We start from the raw sequence: 15,379 nt of genomic DNA on the forward strand, positions 1-15,379 counted from the left end.
ATCTATTTATACTGTATATAATTACAGTTATTTGAGTATTTGAGGACGCACGCATGGCGGTAGAAGTTAAATATGTGGTGGTGAGAAACGGTGAGGAAAAAATGACTTTCGCGAGCAAGAAAGAAGCCGACGCCTACGACAAAATGCTGGATTTGGCGGATAACCTCGGTGAGTGGCTGCAGCAGGCGCCGCTGAACCTGGATGACGAACAGCGCGAAGGGCTGAGCTTCTTCCTGGCGGAGCATAAGGAGGCGCTGGGCCTCATTCTGCGCGGCGCAACGCCGGCGGAAACCCTCAAAAAACCGACGGAAGCGAAAGCGAAAAAAGCGGTATCTAACTCAAAAGAGGGATCTGCGTCAGAAAAGCAAGCAGCATAATGGCTTATGTTGCGGTGTTGTGATGAAAAAGGATCTAAAATGAGCCGTGAAATAACTTTCTTCAGCCGCTTTGAGCAAGACATTCTGGCCGGGCGCAAAACCATCACCATTCGGGATGCCAGTGAGTCGCATTTCCAACCGGGTGAGGTAGTGCGCGTGAGCCGAAATGAAGACGGCGTATTTTTCTGCTTTATCGAAGTGCTGTCGGTAACGCCGGTGCGCCTGGATGCGCTGACCGAACGCCACGCACAGCAGGAGAACATGTCGCTCGGTGAACTGAAGCAGGTGATCAAGGAGATCTATCCGGGCCTGGATGCGCTGTTTGTCATTGATTTCGTCAAACGGTAACCCCTTGCCGACTGCCCTGTTGTGATCCAGGGATGGGCGCCCGGATAGCGCAAATCACAACTGGAGGGCATATGAAAAAAACGGGTTTGGCCATCGCCTTGTTGGCCATGATGGGGGTATCGACGGCGGCGTGGGCGCAGGATCAGGAGCAACGTACCGCCAAGGTGGGGCAGTGCGCAGGCCTGCAGCCGGCGGATATTGCCGCTCAGGTGAAGCGCGATTTCTTGCAGAACCGCATCACGCGCTGGGAGGCGGATAAAAAACTGCTGGGTACCGCGACCCCGATCGCTTGGGTTAGCCCGGATGCCATCAGCGGCAAGGATCAGGTGTGGCAGGTGCCGTTGACGGTGCGCGGCACCAAGGTGGATAAGACCTACAACGTGACGCTTAACTGCAACACCGGCGAGATCGCCTACAGCACGCCGCAGTAATTCTTTCCGGCAATAAAAAGCCCGCCGGTCGGCGGGCTTGATGCGTCAGCGCTGCATCAGTCGCTGAACGGGATCACCAGTTCACCCGGCTTCACTTCCAGCCCTTTCGCCAGTTTTTTCGCCAGCGCTTCGGTTTTGCTGTTGTCCGGATTCAGCACATAGGCCGGCTTTTGGTCGAAATAGGATTTCAGCGACTGGTTCAGATACGGCGTCAGCGCTTTCATCACCGTCTGCATTTTTTCCGGCTGCACGCTGTAATCGGTCAATTCCATGTCCTTCAGGTAAATAGCACCCTGCTCACGATCGTAAACCGGCTGCGCTTTCAGCGTCAGCTTCAGGTCCGCCGTCTGCGGGCCGAGGATCGAGGTGATGTTGACTTTGGCGTCGCCGGAAAGAGTGACTTTACCCGGTTCACTGCGGCCGATCTGGCTCTGCAACTGTGTCAGCACGATGTTGGCGTCCAGCAGGCCGGGTACGCCGATCTGTTTCTGATAGTCGTTGTGTTTCTGCAGGTAATCATTCACTTCCTGCTCGCTGAGGGTGTACTGGGTCAGTTGATTACAACCGGCCAATATGCCGGCGAACAGCAGGGCGGCTGCGCCCATCAGGATCTTCTTCATTAATGCCTCATTGCGACTGCTGGCGAAAAGTGCTGCAGATAATTGATTAATCATTATAAACGTTCCGTTGCCGAGTGAAAACGGCGGGCGGACGGTGTGCCAGGGATAGTGCGCGCAAATGGCCACGAGGCCTATCGGATAACGCCGAAAGCGTCAACGCCGCAGCCTCAGCGCCAAGAGAATCACGCCAGCCAGGCAAACCGCGCCCCCCAACAGCGGGAACAGAGGAATGCCCCATAACTGCAGCGACGAATGCGTCAGATAAGGCGCCAGCCCCAGGGCGAAAGCCGCAGTGACGATGGCGATGGCCAGGGTGACGGCGGCGCGTTCCAGCGCTTTGCTCAACTGACTCAGGTTCTTGACGTTGATCTCGGCGTTGAGCGGCCCGCGTTTCAGGCGGCGTACCAGCAAACGCAGGGTCTGCGGCAACTCTTCTCCGGCGTCGAGCGCTTCACCGCTCAGGGCCAGCAGCCGTTGACGCACTGCGTCGGGGGCGTAGCGTTGCAGCACCGTTTTTTGCAGCATCGGCTTGAGCGTGGCGACGATGTCGAAGGCTGGATCCAGGCGGTGCAGCACGCCGTCGGCGGTGATTAAAGCCTTGAACAGCAGCACCAGATCGGGTGGCATCGCCAGCTGGTGTTCACGTGCCATCACCAGCAGATCGGTCAGGGCCTTGCCCAGCGTCAGCGTGGCGGCAGCCTGTTTGTCGAGAAAATTTTGCGCCGCCAGCTCCAGATCCATCAGATCCAGCGGCTCGCTGTCCGACCAGGCGATCAGCGTGTTGACGATGCCGTCGGACTGGCGGTCGGCGATGGCCTGCAGCAGCAGGAGCAGCTGGTTGCGCCGCCGCTCTGACAATTGCCCCACCATACCGAAATCAATAAAGCCGACGCGGTCGCCGCTTAGCGCCATCACGTTGCCGGGATGCGGATCGGCGTGATACAGCCGGTGTTCCAGCACCATGCTCATAAAGGCGCGGGCGCCGCGTTGTGCCAGCAGCGGGCCGTCAAAGCCCGCCGCCGCCAACTGCTGCGGGTTTTCCGGCGCAGTGCCGGGCAAGTATTCCTGCACTAACAGGCGCGGGGAAGACCACTGCCAGAAAATTTTCGGCACCACGACGTCGGGCTGACGAGCGAACATCTCGGCGACGCGATCGCAGTTGTGCCCTTCGTGGGTCAGATCCAGTTCGTGATTGAGCGCCGTCGCCAACGCCCTGACCATTTGCCGTGGCCGATAGCGCGCCAGCGCCGGGCTTTGCTGCTCTATGGTTTCCGCCAGTGAGGCCAGCAGCCGCAGATCGGCATGGATGGTTTTCGCCAGACCGGGACGCAGCACCTTTACCACCACCTGTTCGCCGCTGTGCAGACGCGCGCGGTAGATTTGCGCCATTGACGCCGCGGCCAGCGGTGTGCGGTCAAATTCGGCGAACAGATGCTCGGGGGCGTCGCCCAGATCGGCGCTGATTTGCGGCGCCAGCGTTTCCCACGGTAACACCGTCGCCCGACTGTGCAGGCGATCCAGTTCGTCGGTCCAGGCGGGATCCAGCAGATCCGAACGCGTCGCCAGGATCTGGCCGAATTTGACGAAGGTGGGGCCCAGCGCCTCGAGCGCTTCGCGTAGCCGTTCAGGCAGCGTTTGCTCGTCCTGCCGGGCGTGCTCGCTGCGCACGCCGCGTAACAAAGCCCCCAAGCCCAGCAGGCGCAGAAGGTCTTGCAGGCCGTAATGAATCAGAACGGAGGTTATTTCTTTCAGCCGCGCCCGATCGCGAGCGGTGGCAATCACCATTTTCAACATCAGTACGCCATGTCCTTATTGTTTGTCACTGTCGAACGTTATTGTTCCATATCCAGCAGCAACGGCACCTCGCTGCGCTGCGCCATGCGGTCGCGGTAGGCCTCCACGTTGTCCGGCAGCGCAACCCCGGCGACGATCGATAACGAGCGCAGCAGCGGGAACAGCTGGATATCATCTTCGGACAGCTCGCCGTTCACCGCTTCGACGGAGACGATCAGCGGGGACAGCGTTTGCAGGTCGGCCTCCAGTTCGGCGATCAGATCGGCACTGTTGGCGAGATGGTCGGAGAAATCGCCGATCGTCGCCTGCTTTTTATCGATGAAGTAGCGGCGGGCGCTGTCGGTGGCGAACTCTTCGAAATCGGCTTGCGCGACGCGTGGCAACAGCAATTTTGCACTGTAGCCGCCGACCCGTTGCAGCCACTCGGCGATGGCCGGGTTGGTGTGGCCAGTCAACACCGGCTTGCCATCCAGGCCGTCGACATAGCGCACGATATCCAGGCTTTCCGGCATCGCTTCACCATCATCTTTGACCAGAATCGGCACCATCTTTTTGCCGATCAGGTTGAACGGGGTCGTCTCATCGTCGTTGAGCAGCGTGACCAGGCGAACAGGCAGATCCTTCAGGCCGAAAATCATGCGGGCTTTAACGCAGAATGGGCAATGATCGTAAATGAACAGTTTCATGCTTGCTCCGGGTTGTCAGGTTTTGGCAGCAATGGTTACCACAGCTTATCGAGGCTGTCTTGAAGCGTGTTAGTTGGATGGTGCGTTATTGCGATATTGCCCGCGCAATAGGCGCGGGCGAGGGGCGTTATTTCTTTGCTGGTACCGAGTTGATCACATCGATCAGGTGAATGCGCGCCTGCTCCAGATCGACCTGGTCGCGCTCGTTGGCGGCGGAGACGACCTGCAGCTGTTTGATGACATCGCTTTTTAACGCGCTGTCGCCGGCGATGATATGGGCCAGCGCCTTTTCCACCAGGGTGGAACGCGCATAGATCATACGAAGGTTCAATATCATATGTTCCAACAGTTGCGGTAACTTTGCTTCTTCAATCATGCCGACGGGCTCCTGTTTGTGTTTTTACTAACAGGATAGCAGCTGCCGCCGATTCGGCTGGATTTCTATGGCGTTAGCCGCCGCGCAGCATCACCGAGGCGTCGCGTCGAGGGCTGAATTGCCAGTACAGCATCAGCAGCGTCGCGAACCCCACCGCACCGAGCAGCAGCCAGGGCAGTTCCGGCATGTTCATCGCCCGTCCGGTATCGTACATCCAGCCGCCACCGGTATAACCCAGCGCGCCGCCCAGCGCCAGGCCAAGGCGGCTGAAGCCCATATAGCTGCCGCGCGCGCGCGGATCGGCCAGCGAAGCGCTCAGCGTTTCGCGCGCCGGTTCGGCGATGATTGAACCCAGATAGAAGCAGCAGATCAGCGTGAATACCCCCTGCAGGCTGGTGGCGAGACCGATAGGCAGCAGACTGAGCGTCATCAGCAACAGGCCTGCCATCAGGCGCTGCTCAAGCCGGAAGTGTTTTTCTCCCCAACGCGCCAACGGATAGAGCAGCGATAACGACAGCGCCGCTTCGATTGCATACATCCATTTTACCGCCGCCGGCGAACCGGCGATTTCGTTGACCACGATCGGCAGCATCAGCATCACCTGCACCGCCAGCATGTAATAGCCGGTCAGCGTGAGAACGTAGGTCAGGAAACGGCGATCGCGCAGCACCCGCATCATGCCTTCTTTCATCGGCACGCGGACGGTAGAGATGCGGTAGGCCGGTAGCAGCCAGGCGTTCCAACCGGCGGCCAGCACGAAAATCGCCGCGCCGACCCAGCAAACGAAGTGGAAATCGTACTGCAGCAGCCAACTGCCGATCAGCGCGCCGATCACCGCGCCGGCGCTGTCTTGCATCATCAGCAGCGAGAAAAAACGGCCGCGCTCATGCGGGCGGGTCAGTTTGATCACCAGGGCGGTGCGTGGCGGATCGAACAACGTGCCGCCGAGGGCGGAAAGCGCGCAGGAGAACCACAGGATCCAAGGCTCATCGGCCATCGCCATGGTGGCGAAACCGGCGGCGCGCAGCAGCATGCCGGTGACGATCATCGGCTTGGCGCCGAAGCGATCGGCGATCGCTCCGCCAAAAATGCCGAGCCCCTGTTGCAACAGCTGACGCAACCCCAGCGCGATACCGACGATCAGCGCCGCCCACCCCAGCTGATCGACGAAGCGAATCGAAATAAGCGGAAAGACGACGAAGAAACCTAAAACCACCAGCAGGTTGTCGAGTAACAGAAAATATTTACCCAAGCTGCGCGCTTGCGACACCAGAGACATGCTTCACCATGAGCAATTAAAAAAGAAAGGGAGACAGCCCCTCCATTCTCTACCCAATTCCCGCACGCCGACAGGGGCGGAGTAGATAATATTTTTTTATCGTCAAGGTGTTACCTGAGCTGCAAAATTGGCTGAAAAACGCCGTAAAGCGCCTATTCGACTATTTACTGAGCGACCGGGATTTTACCTTGGGGGCGGGCTACGGTTATATTGAATGCAGGGAAGTGCGGTTCTGTGGCGCTGTTGGCAAAATAATGCTGCGGAATAAGATCGACTCAGGATAATTATCCGCACGGGCTCCCAATAAATACTTCTTATCGAACCGTTTTGACTGCGGGGGAAATGATGTTCGGCTACCGCTCTGCATCGCCAAAAGTACGTCTTACTACCGACCGGATGGTGGTCCGTTTAGTGCATGAACGGGATGCCTATCGTCTGGCGGAATATTATGCCGAGAACCGGGCCTTTCTGAAGCCCTGGGAGCCGGTGCGCGACGAAAGCCACTGTTACCCTTCCGGTTGGCAGGCGCGCCTGGGCATGATCACCGAAATGCAAAAGCAGGGCAGCGCCTACTATTTTATTCTGCTCGATCCGGAAGAGCAGGAAGTACGCGGCGTGGCGAACTTCAGCAACGTGTTGCGCGGTTCGTTTCACGCCTGTTTTCTCGGCTATTCGCTGGGGGAGAAATGGCAGGGGCAGGGGCTGATGTTCGAAGCCTTGCAGTCCGCCATCCGTTATATGCTGCGCCAACAGCGCATGCACCGCATCATGGCCAACTATATGCCGCATAACCAGCGCAGCGGCGCGCTGTTGACCCGTCTGGGGTTCGAACGCGAAGGTTACGCCAAGGATTACCTGCTGATCGACGGCAAGTGGCAAGACCACGTTTTGACGGCATACACCAATAAAGAGTGGCTACCACCACGTTGAGGCCAAACGATGAAATATGAATTGAACGCCAGAGAGGCCCGGGTCATCGGCTGCCTGTTGGAAAAACAGGTCACGACCCCGGACCAATACCCGCTTTCGCTCAACGCCATTACCCTGGCATGCAACCAAAAGACCAACCGCGAGCCGGTGATGGATCTGAGTGAAAGCGAGGTGCAGCAACACCTCGATCTGTTGCTGCGCAAACATTTCCTGCTCACCCTCAGCGGCTTCGGTAACCGGGTGGTGAAGTACGAGCAGCGGTTTTGCAACTCCGAGTTCGGCCAACTGAAACTCTCACCCGCCGAACTGGCGGTGATCGCCACCTTGCTGCTGCGCGGCGCGCAAACGCCGGGCGAGCTGCGCACCCGCACCAATCGGATGCACGAGTTCAGCGACGTCAGCGAAGTTGAACAGGTGCTGCAGCAGCTGACTGCGCGCGAAGATGGCCCGTTCGTGGTGCGCCTGGCGCGCGAGCCGGGCAAGCGTGAAAGCCGCTTCATGCACCTGTTCAGCGGCCAGATTGATGAGGCGCCGGCGGTACTCGAATCTGAGGACGACGGCGAACTGAGCGCCCGGATCAGCGCATTGGAAAACGACGTGGCGGAGCTGAAACGGCAGGTGCAACATCTGTTGGCGAGGGACGCGAATGACTAAATTACGCGTCGGCGTGGTGGGGCTGGGCAGCATTGCGCAGAAGGCCTACCTGCCAATCCTCGGCCAGGCGGCGGACTGGACGCTGGTGGGCGGTTTCTCACCTAATCAGCAAAAAGCGCAGCCGCTGTGCGACAGCTACCGCATGGCCTGTTTCTCCCGGCTGGACAGCCTGGCCGAACAGTGTGATGCCATATTTGTCCACAGCAGCACCGTCAGCCATTTTTCGGTGATTGGCGAGCTGCTTAACCGCGGCGTGCACGTTTACGTCGATAAACCGCTGGCGGAAACGCTGGAACAGGGCGAGCAGTTGCTCGAACTGGCCGAGCGGCGCGGCAAAACGCTGATGGTGGGGTTCAACCGCCGTTTCGCGCCGCTTTACCGGCAGCTCAAACAGCACATGAACCAGCCGGCCTCCATTCGCATGGATAAACATCGGGCGGACAGCGTCGGCCCGCACGATCTGCGTTTTACCCTGTTGGATGACTACCTGCACGTGGTGGACACCGCGCTGTGGCTGGCTGGCGGACGTGAGCAGCTGCTGAGCGGCCGTTTGCACGCCAACGCCGCCGGCGAAATGCTGTACGCCGAGCACCACTTCGCCTGCGGAGACACGCAGGTGACGACCAGCATGCATCGCCGGGGCGGCAGCCAGCGTGAAAGTGTGCAGGCGGTGACCGACGGTGCGCTGTATCAGTTGACCGATATGCGGCACTGGCTGCGCGAAGACGCGCAGGGCGAGCTGGAACAGCCGGTGCCGGGCTGGCAAAGCACGCTGGTGCAACGCGGATTTGACGGGGCGGTGCGGCATTTCCTTAGCGCCGTCGCCAATCAAAGCGCGCCGGAAACCGGCGGCGAACAGGCGCTGGTCGCCCAGAGGGTGGTCGAGCGCTTGTTGCGGGATAACTCTATGTAACATATGGCGGTAGCTATTCTTTTCCGGATGCGTAAACTGAGCCGATTGTTTCACTGACGCCTGCTGTTGCAGGCGTTGACATTTACGGTACCTATCAGACAACCACATGAACCTACTCAAATCCTTGGCTGCCGTCAGCTCGATGACGATGTTTTCGCGGGTGTTGGGCTTTGCCCGCGATGCGATCGTCGCGCGCGTGTTCGGGGCCGGCATGGCAACGGACGCCTTCTTCGTGGCGTTCAAACTCCCTAACCTGTTGCGCCGTATCTTTGCCGAAGGGGCGTTTTCGCAGGCCTTCGTGCCGATCCTGGCCGAATATAAGAGCCAGCAGGGTGAAGAAGCGACGCGCACTTTTATTGCCTATGTCTCCGGGCTGCTGACGTTGGTGTTGGCAGTGGTGACGGTGCTGGGGATGCTGGCCGCGCCCTGGGTGATCTACATTACCGCGCCGGGCTTTACCGATACGCCCGACAAGTTTGCTCTGACGTCGGCGCTGCTGCGCATCACGTTCCCCTATATTCTGTTGATCTCCTTGGCGTCGCTGGTGGGGGCGATACTCAATACCTGGAACCGCTTCTCGATCCCGGCCTTTGCGCCAACGCTGCTTAACGTCAGCATGATCGGCTTTGCGCTGTTCGCCGCCCCGTATTTCAATCCACCGGTGCTGGCGCTGGCCTGGGCGGTGGTGGTCGGCGGCGTGCTGCAGCTGGGTTATCAGCTGCCGCACCTGCGCAAGATTGGCATGCTGGTGTTGCCGCGCCTCAAGCTGGGCGACGCTGGGGTTTGGCGCGTGATGCGGCAGATGGGGCCGGCGATCCTCGGGGTGTCGGTCAGCCAAATCTCTCTGATCATCAACACCATTTTCGCTTCATTCCTGGTGTCCGGTTCGGTGTCCTGGATGTACTACGCCGACCGCCTGATGGAGTTTCCTTCTGGCGTACTGGGCGTGGCGTTGGGCACCATTCTGCTGCCGTCGTTGGCCAAAAGTTTCTCGAGCGGCAACCACGACGAGTATTCGCGCCTGATGGACTGGGGGCTGCGTCTGTGTTTCCTGCTGGCGCTGCCGAGTGCCATCGCGCTGGGTATTTTGGCCAAGCCGCTGACCGTCTCACTGTTCCAGTACGGCAAGTTCAACGCCTTTGACGCGGCGATGACGCAGCGCGCGCTGGTGGCCTATTCGGTGGGGCTGATGGGGTTGATCGTGGTTAAAGTGTTGGCGCCGGGTTTCTATTCGCGGCAGGACATCAAAACGCCGGTCAAGATCGCCATCATTACGCTGATCATGACGCAGGTGATGAACCTGGCGTTTATCGGCCCGCTGAAGCATGCCGGCCTGGCGCTGTCGATCGGTTTGGCGGCCTGTCTGAACGCTTCGTTGCTGTATTGGCAGCTGCGTAAACAGAAAATTTTCCAGCCGCAGCCGGGCTGGGCGCTATTCCTCACCAAGCTGGTGATCGCCGTGCTGGTGATGTCGGCAGTGTTGATTGGCGCGATGTGGCTGATGCCGGCCTGGGATCAGGGCAATATGCTGGAGCGCTTGCTGCGCCTGGCAGCGGTAGTGGTAGCCGGTGTGGTGGCGTACTTCGGCGTGCTGGCCGGGTTGGGTTTCCGCCCGCGCGATTTCGCGCGCCGGGTGGCCTGAGCCGCATGAAAGCATAAAAAAAGGTCGCCTTGGCGACCTTTTTGCTTTCCGCGGCGCGGTTTACATGCGCTCGACGGTTTCGATACCCAGCGTATCCAGACCGGTTTTCAGCGTTTTCGAGGTCAGCAGCGCCAACTTCAGGCGGCTCTGACGCGCTTCTTCGCTGTCGGCGTTCAGGATCTGGCAGTGTTCGTAGAAACCGGAGAACAACCCGGCCAGATCGTACAGGTAGCTGCACATGACGTGAGGCGTGCCTTCACGCGCTACGGTGGTGAGCACCTCTTCGAATTGCAGCAGGCGAGTGGCCAGCGCGATTTCACGTGCTTCGGTCAGCGCCAGCGGCAGCGTCAGGCTGTTTTCGTCGATCCCGGCGCGTTTGAATACCGATGCCACGCGGGTATAGGCGTATTGCATATAAGGCGCGGTATTGCCTTCGAAGGCCAACATGTTATCCCAGTCGAAGACGTAATCGGTGGTGCGGCTTTTCGACAGATCGGCGTATTTTACCGCGCCGATACCGACCACGCGGGCGACGGTTTTCATCTCGTCTTCCGGCATGTCCGGGTTTTTGCCGGCGATCAGCTGTTCGGCACGTTCGATAGCCTCATCCAGCAGATCGGAAAGCTTCACCGTACCGCCTGAGCGGGTTTTGAACGGCTTGCCGTCTTTGCCCAGCATCATGCCGAACATGTGGTGTTCCAGCGAGACGGACTCCGGCACGTAACCGGCCTTACGCACGATGGTCCAGGCCTGCATCAGGTGCTGATGCTGACGGGAGTCGATGTAATACAGCACGCGGTTGGCGCCCAGGGTTTCATAGCGATACTTGGCACAGGCGATGTCGGTGGTGGTGTAGAGGTAGCCGCCATCCTTTTTCTGGATGATGACGCCCATCGGGTCGCCGTCCTTGTTCTGGTATTCGTCGAGGAACACCACGGTGGCGCCTTCGCTTTCCACCGCCAACCCTTTGGCCTTCAGATCGGCGACGATGCCCGGCAGCATCGCGTTATACAGGCTTTCACCCATCACGTCGTCTTCGGTCAGCGTGACGTTCAGGCGGTTATAGGTCAGCTGGTTTTGCGCCATGGTGATGTCGACCAGCTTGCGCCACATTTTCAGGCAGTACTGATCGCCGCCCTGCAGCTTCACGACGTAGGCGCGCGCGCGTTCGGCGAACTCGGCGTCTTCATCGTAATGCTTCTTGGCTTCGCGGTAGAACTGTTCCAGATCGGACAGCCCCATGTCGCTGGCGTTTTCATTCTGCATTTTTTCCAGGTAGGCGATCAGCATGCCGAACTGGGTGCCCCAGTCGCCGACGTGGTTGGCGCGGATCACTTTGTGGCCCAGGAATTCCTGGGTGCGCGCGGCGGCGTCGCCGATGATGGTGGAACGCAGGTGGCCGACGTGCATCTCTTTCGCCACGTTCGGTGCGGAGTAGTCGATAACGATGGTTTGCGGCTCAACCGGGGCGATGCCCAGTTTCGGCGCGTTCAGCACCTGATCGGCCTGGCGGGCGACCCACTCGCTGTTCAGGACGATATTGATAAAGCCGGGGCCGGCGATTTCCACTTTACCGGCGACGTCGCCGAGATCCAGCAGTTGCACCACTTTTTCCGCCAGCTGGCGGGGGGGCATGCCCAGTTTTTTGGCGACCGACATCACGCCGTTGGCCTGATAATCACCAAACTGCGCTTTGGCGGATGGGCGGACCTGCGCTTCGCAATCGGCTGGCGCGCCAGCGGCGATCAGCGCCTGGCTGACTTTATCTGAAAGAAGAACCTGAATATTCACCGGGTTACCTTAATGACGAACGAGGGGCCGAAGCCAGCCCCTGCGGGATTCAACGGTGGCGGCCGCCAGCGCACGGATGGCGACGGCCCCCACAAAACAGCCTGCAATTGTAACCGATCTGACGGGGCCCGTCAGCAGTTGGCGCGGTCGCAGCGATGAAACTGTTGGCGGATGCGGCGCGTTTATTGCTGAAGGGGGAGGGGGGCCGTGAGGGAAATAAAGTGAGGGATAAAAATAAACCGCTCAGTGTTTTTTATGGCGGCGCCCTGAATCCAGCGTTTTACCGCTGCGTGATTTTAAATGACGGTAGATGGCGTATACGGCGATAATGATTAACACCAAGGATATCGTCAACAATAGCATAATGATGCCTCTAAATTGATTTTTTACCAAAGTAGCGTAGTTGGAGGGATAGAATCAATTGGCTGGGGGTAAATTAAGATAATCCTTAGATTTTTCTTCTGCGCGCTCCACTTATCTGTTTGATTGATCAGGGTTTTGTAGTCATCGTGTCGCCGTGCGGCTGCTCTGTTTTTCTTGTTTTTTTTAGGAGGAAGTCGTCGATTTAAAAAAGAACGCAACATGAAATATATCATAAACGATAACGTCATAAGAAAATGTCATAATGAGATGAGAAAGATCCCATCTATAAATTAACTTATTGTTTAATAAACTGGTGACTTAATAAGCGTTCGTTTTTTCCATGTGCGCTGAAATTGCATAGCTTGCGCATCATTTCATTGGTGCTTTGATGTAAGCGCGCCATGCCGTCTTGGCGAGTGTGCCTGTCACAGTGTAAATTACGGCGTTTAATTTTACCTTTCGCCGTTTTGAGGTTCTTATGACCACCCCCTTGCAGGCTATTGCCGAACTGAACGATCTGGCGCTCGACCTGCCACGTTTCGAACAGGCGTTGCAACAATTTGCTGCCCGGCTACAGCTGGATCTCTCCTTGTTTACGGCCGATCACATTTCGGTGCGCTGCCATCAATACGCCACCGCCGAACGCTGGCGTCAGGGATTAATGCAGTGCGGTGCACTGCTGTCCGAATCGATGATCAACGGGCGGCCTATCTGTCTGTTCGATCTGTCGCAGCCGCTGGCCGTGGGGCCGTGGCGCATAGACTGCATCGAACTGCCGTATCCCGGGGAAAAACGCTATCCGCATGAGGGCTGGGAACACGTTGAACTGGTGCTCAGCGGCGATCCGGCTACGCTTCATGCGCGAGCACTGAGCCACCTGGCCGATGAGGCGCTGTTGGCGCCGGGGATCAAGCTGAAGCAAAGCTCGCCCAAGGGCGAGGGCGAGCGGTTGCCGAACCCGACGTTGGCCATCACCGACGGTACGGTGACGATCAAGTTTCATCCTTATTCCATCCGGGAAATCGTCGCCAGCGAACAAGGCTAGCGGGGCAGCGTAGCGCAGGCTCGCGCCATGCGGTCGAGCGCTTCTTCGAGCAGCGCGCGCCGACAGCCGAAGTTAAGCCGCACGAAGCGCCGGTCGCCGAAATCCAAACCGGCGCTTAACCCGACGCCCGCAAGCTCGAAAAACTGATGCGGGTTGTCCACCGGCAGAGCGCTGCAGTCGATCCAGGCCAGGTAGGTGGCTTCTATCGGCAGCAGCGTTAAGCCGGGCATGGCATTGATGCGCTCGGTCAGCCGATCGCGATTGGCGCGCAGATATGTCAGCTGTTCATCCAGCCAGGTTTGCCCGTGTTGATAAGCCGCCTGCGCTGCAACCAACGCCAGCAAATCGACTTCCGGCACGATGCCACTGCGAGCGCGTTTCATCTTCTGCCGCAGCGCATCGTTGGGCACGATCGCCATCGAAGCGCCTAACCCCGCGATATTGAATGCCTTTGACGGCGACATCAGCGTTACGCTGCGTTGGGCGGCGTCGTCGTTCAGGGTGGCGAAAGGGATATGCCGCACGCCGGGCTCAAGCAACAGTTCACAGTGGATCTCATCCGAACAGACGATCAAATCGCGCTCGCGAGCAAACTGATGGTGCTGCAACAATTCTTCTCGGCGATAGACGGTGCCGCCGGGGTTTTGCGGATTACACAGCAACAGCAGCTTTTCGTTGCCGTCGAGCCGTTCATGCATTGCGGAAAAATCCAACACCCAGCGTTGATTCACTGCCGCCAACGGTACGGAGTGATGTCTGCGCCCGGCGAATTTCGCCGCTTTGCGAAACGGCGGGTAGATGGGCGAGGGCGCCAGCGTGCTCTGATTTTGTTCGGTGAACGCGCGCACGCATAAATTCAGGCCACACACCAAGCCGGGCAGGAAAATGATCCACTCGGGCTTGATGCGCCAACCATAGCGCTCTACCATGCGGCGGGTAAAAACTTCAGTAAGATCAAGGGATGGATGGGTGTACCCGAAGACACCGTGCGCCACGCGCCGCTGCAATGCTTCGATCACCGCCGGCGGTGAGATGAAATCGCTGTCGGCGACCCACAGCGGGATCACGTCGCGATCGCGATATTTATCCCACTTAACGCTGTCACTGTGACTGCGGTCTACCCATTGATCAAAATTGAATGCCATAGTTACAACCCTGAGCCGGTTTATGCCTAAGCATGAGCCTACGTGAGAAATGAAGAAATGAACAATTGCCGCCGCATGTTGGCTGTTATCTGGGGGTGACAATGATAAAACTGGAAGTTTGTTGCTTTAGCGTCGACTGTGCGCTGACGGCTGAACGGGCGGGCGCCGATCGCATCGAGTTGTGCGCCAGCCAGAGCGAAGGGGGATTGACGCCGAGTTATGGCACGCTGCGTCTGGCGCGCGAGCAGGTTTCGATCCCGGTGCATCCGATCGTGCGTCCACGCGGCGGCGACTTTTGCTATGGCACGGTGGATTTCGAGGTGATCAAGCAGGATATCCGCCAGATCCGTGAGATGGGCTTCCCCGGCGTGGTGGTCGGCATGCTGGACGAAGAAGGGCATATTGATCTGCCGCGCATGCGTGAAGTCATGAAGCTGTGCGAGGGCATGGCGGTCACGTTCCATCGTGCGTTCGACATGTGTCAGAACCCGATGGTAGCGCTGGAACAACTGACCCAGCTGGGTGTGGCGCGCATTTTGACCTCCGGCCAACAGCAGAGCGCCGAACTGGGCCTGCCGTTGCTGCGCGATCTGCGCCAGGCCAGCCAGGGGCCGGTGATCATGGCCGGCGCCGGCGTGCGGCTCAGCAATCTGCATAAGTTTGTCGATATTGGCCTGCATGAATTGCACAGCTCTTCCGGCCACCTGGTGCCGTCGACCATGCGATACCGCAAGGCGGGCGTCACCATGTGTTCCGACAACGAGTTTGACGAATTTAGCCATTATTGCGTGGATGGCGAAATGGTGGAGGCGATGAAAAACGCGCTGGCCTTGGTTGATCCCTTGGCGCAAAGCGCATAAACACGCAGCTAACCGCGTTTGACAACCGGTTTCCGGGCCGTAAGACCCCTTAGCGTGTCACTGAGCCCTCGGCGATCACGCGAGTACCAGGCCCCGGCGTTTTGCCGGGGCTTTTTTTATGTCTT

General features: G+C 58.6%; 16 protein-coding genes. 9 read left to right on the forward strand and 7 right to left on the reverse strand.

Annotated features, from left to right (window positions below; translation table 11 throughout):
- Window positions 1-53: 53 nt before the first annotated feature.
- From BHU62_RS10460 to yebF, 3 genes are all read left to right on the forward strand, one after another.
- On the forward strand, window positions 54-377 hold the full coding sequence (locus BHU62_RS10460) for a YebG family protein (protein WP_073531946.1): 324 nt from the start codon (window positions 54-56) through the stop codon (window positions 375-377).
- A gap of 39 nt (window positions 378-416) precedes the next feature.
- Window positions 417-725 (forward strand): N(4)-acetylcytidine aminohydrolase, encoded by a 309-nt coding sequence (yqfB, locus tag BHU62_RS10465; protein WP_073531947.1) that lies wholly within the window; start codon window positions 417-419, stop codon window positions 723-725.
- A gap of 71 nt (window positions 726-796) precedes the next feature.
- Window positions 797-1,156: a protein YebF gene (yebF, locus tag BHU62_RS10470; RefSeq protein ID WP_073531948.1), complete on the forward strand. Its 360-nt coding sequence runs from the start codon at window positions 797-799 to the stop codon at window positions 1,154-1,156.
- A gap of 56 nt (window positions 1,157-1,212) precedes the next feature.
- Here the strand turns inward: yebF and BHU62_RS10475 are convergent, their stop codons facing one another.
- From BHU62_RS10475 to mdtH, 5 genes are all read right to left on the reverse strand, one after another.
- On the reverse strand, window positions 1,213-1,776 hold the full coding sequence (locus tag BHU62_RS10475; RefSeq protein WP_073531949.1) for a lipoprotein: 564 nt from the start codon (window positions 1,774-1,776) through the stop codon (window positions 1,213-1,215).
- Window positions 1,777-1,929: 153 nt separating this feature from the next.
- Window positions 1,930-3,570 (reverse strand): ABC1 kinase family protein, encoded by a 1,641-nt coding sequence (locus BHU62_RS10480; protein WP_073531950.1) that lies wholly within the window; start codon window positions 3,568-3,570, stop codon window positions 1,930-1,932.
- A 38-nt stretch (window positions 3,571-3,608) separates the two neighbouring features.
- Entirely contained in the window at window positions 3,609-4,256 is a 648-nt protein-coding gene (gene grxB / locus BHU62_RS10485) for a glutaredoxin 2 (protein WP_073531951.1), read from the reverse strand.
- Between the two features lie 127 nt (window positions 4,257-4,383).
- Window positions 4,384-4,632 (reverse strand): hypothetical protein, encoded by a 249-nt coding sequence (locus tag BHU62_RS10490; protein ID WP_073531952.1) that lies wholly within the window; start codon window positions 4,630-4,632, stop codon window positions 4,384-4,386.
- A gap of 73 nt (window positions 4,633-4,705) precedes the next feature.
- Window positions 4,706-5,911, reverse strand: coding sequence for a multidrug efflux MFS transporter MdtH (mdtH, locus tag BHU62_RS10495; RefSeq protein ID WP_073531953.1), 1,206 nt, complete (start codon window positions 5,909-5,911; stop codon window positions 4,706-4,708).
- A gap of 345 nt (window positions 5,912-6,256) precedes the next feature.
- Here mdtH and rimJ point away from each other — a divergent pair, with 345 nt between their 5' ends.
- From rimJ to murJ, 4 genes are all read left to right on the forward strand, one after another.
- Window positions 6,257-6,841, forward strand: a complete 585-nt coding sequence (gene rimJ / locus BHU62_RS10500; RefSeq protein WP_073531970.1) for a ribosomal protein S5-alanine N-acetyltransferase — start codon at window positions 6,257-6,259, stop codon at window positions 6,839-6,841.
- Window positions 6,842-6,850: 9 nt separating this feature from the next.
- Window positions 6,851-7,495 (forward strand): YceH family protein, encoded by a 645-nt coding sequence (locus BHU62_RS10505; RefSeq protein WP_073531954.1) that lies wholly within the window; start codon window positions 6,851-6,853, stop codon window positions 7,493-7,495.
- On the forward strand, window positions 7,488-8,408 hold the full coding sequence (locus BHU62_RS10510; protein WP_073531955.1) for a Gfo/Idh/MocA family protein: 921 nt from the start codon (window positions 7,488-7,490) through the stop codon (window positions 8,406-8,408). The genes BHU62_RS10505 and BHU62_RS10510 overlap by 8 nt, the downstream gene beginning before the upstream one ends.
- A 106-nt stretch (window positions 8,409-8,514) precedes the next feature.
- Window positions 8,515-10,050, forward strand: coding sequence for a murein biosynthesis integral membrane protein MurJ (gene murJ, locus BHU62_RS10515; protein WP_073531956.1), 1,536 nt, complete (start codon window positions 8,515-8,517; stop codon window positions 10,048-10,050).
- Window positions 10,051-10,110: 60 nt separating this feature from the next.
- Here the strand turns inward: murJ and argS are convergent, their stop codons facing one another.
- Window positions 10,111-11,841, reverse strand: a complete 1,731-nt coding sequence (argS, locus tag BHU62_RS10520; RefSeq protein ID WP_073531957.1) for an arginine--tRNA ligase — start codon at window positions 11,839-11,841, stop codon at window positions 10,111-10,113.
- A gap of 841 nt (window positions 11,842-12,682) precedes the next feature.
- Here argS and BHU62_RS10525 point away from each other — a divergent pair.
- Entirely contained in the window at window positions 12,683-13,249 is a 567-nt protein-coding gene (locus BHU62_RS10525; protein ID WP_073531958.1) for a VOC family protein, read from the forward strand.
- Here BHU62_RS10525 and BHU62_RS10530 read toward each other — a convergent pair.
- Window positions 13,246-14,394 (reverse strand): MalY/PatB family protein, encoded by a 1,149-nt coding sequence (locus BHU62_RS10530; RefSeq protein WP_073531959.1) that lies wholly within the window; start codon window positions 14,392-14,394, stop codon window positions 13,246-13,248. The genes BHU62_RS10525 and BHU62_RS10530 overlap by 4 nt on opposite strands.
- 101 nt (window positions 14,395-14,495) lie before the next feature.
- On the opposite strand from BHU62_RS10530, the gene cutC reads away from it, so the two are divergent.
- Window positions 14,496-15,254 carry a copper homeostasis protein CutC gene (gene cutC, locus BHU62_RS10535; RefSeq protein ID WP_073531960.1) on the forward strand — a complete coding sequence of 253 codons (759 nt, stop codon included), beginning with the start codon at window positions 14,496-14,498 and terminating at the stop codon, window positions 15,252-15,254.
- The last annotated feature ends 125 nt before the right edge of the window (window positions 15,255-15,379 follow it).

This window comes from Serratia marcescens (genome assembly GCF_001902635.1).
In the GTDB taxonomy this organism is placed as follows: Bacteria; Pseudomonadota; Gammaproteobacteria; order Enterobacterales; family Enterobacteriaceae; genus Serratia; species Serratia marcescens_F.

Bases quoted from the DNA above. Each gene is read 5' to 3' on its own strand.
- BHU62_RS10460 (WP_073531946.1), top strand. From the start codon at position 54: ATGGCGGTAGAAGTTAAATATGTGGTGGTGAGAAACGGTGAGGAAAAA.
- yqfB (WP_073531947.1), top strand. From the start codon at position 417: ATGAGCCGTGAAATAACTTTCTTCAGCCGCTTTGAGCAAGACATTCTG.
- yebF (WP_073531948.1), top strand. From the start codon at position 797: ATGAAAAAAACGGGTTTGGCCATCGCCTTGTTGGCCATGATGGGGGTA.
- BHU62_RS10475 (WP_073531949.1), bottom strand. From the start codon at position 1,776: ATGAAGAAGATCCTGATGGGCGCAGCCGCCCTGCTGTTCGCCGGCATA.
- BHU62_RS10480 (WP_073531950.1), bottom strand. From the start codon at position 3,570: ATGTTGAAAATGGTGATTGCCACCGCTCGCGATCGGGCGCGGCTGAAA.
- grxB (WP_073531951.1), bottom strand. From the start codon at position 4,256: ATGAAACTGTTCATTTACGATCATTGCCCATTCTGCGTTAAAGCCCGC.
- BHU62_RS10490 (WP_073531952.1), bottom strand. From the start codon at position 4,632: ATGATTGAAGAAGCAAAGTTACCGCAACTGTTGGAACATATGATATTG.
- mdtH (WP_073531953.1), bottom strand. From the start codon at position 5,911: ATGTCTCTGGTGTCGCAAGCGCGCAGCTTGGGTAAATATTTTCTGTTA.
- rimJ (WP_073531970.1), top strand. From the start codon at position 6,257: ATGTTCGGCTACCGCTCTGCATCGCCAAAAGTACGTCTTACTACCGAC.
- BHU62_RS10505 (WP_073531954.1), top strand. From the start codon at position 6,851: ATGAAATATGAATTGAACGCCAGAGAGGCCCGGGTCATCGGCTGCCTG.
- BHU62_RS10510 (WP_073531955.1), top strand. From the start codon at position 7,488: ATGACTAAATTACGCGTCGGCGTGGTGGGGCTGGGCAGCATTGCGCAG.
- murJ (WP_073531956.1), top strand. From the start codon at position 8,515: ATGAACCTACTCAAATCCTTGGCTGCCGTCAGCTCGATGACGATGTTT.
- BHU62_RS10525 (WP_073531958.1), top strand. From the start codon at position 12,683: ATGACCACCCCCTTGCAGGCTATTGCCGAACTGAACGATCTGGCGCTC.
- BHU62_RS10530 (WP_073531959.1), bottom strand. From the start codon at position 14,394: ATGGCATTCAATTTTGATCAATGGGTAGACCGCAGTCACAGTGACAGC.
- cutC (WP_073531960.1), top strand. From the start codon at position 14,496: ATGATAAAACTGGAAGTTTGTTGCTTTAGCGTCGACTGTGCGCTGACG.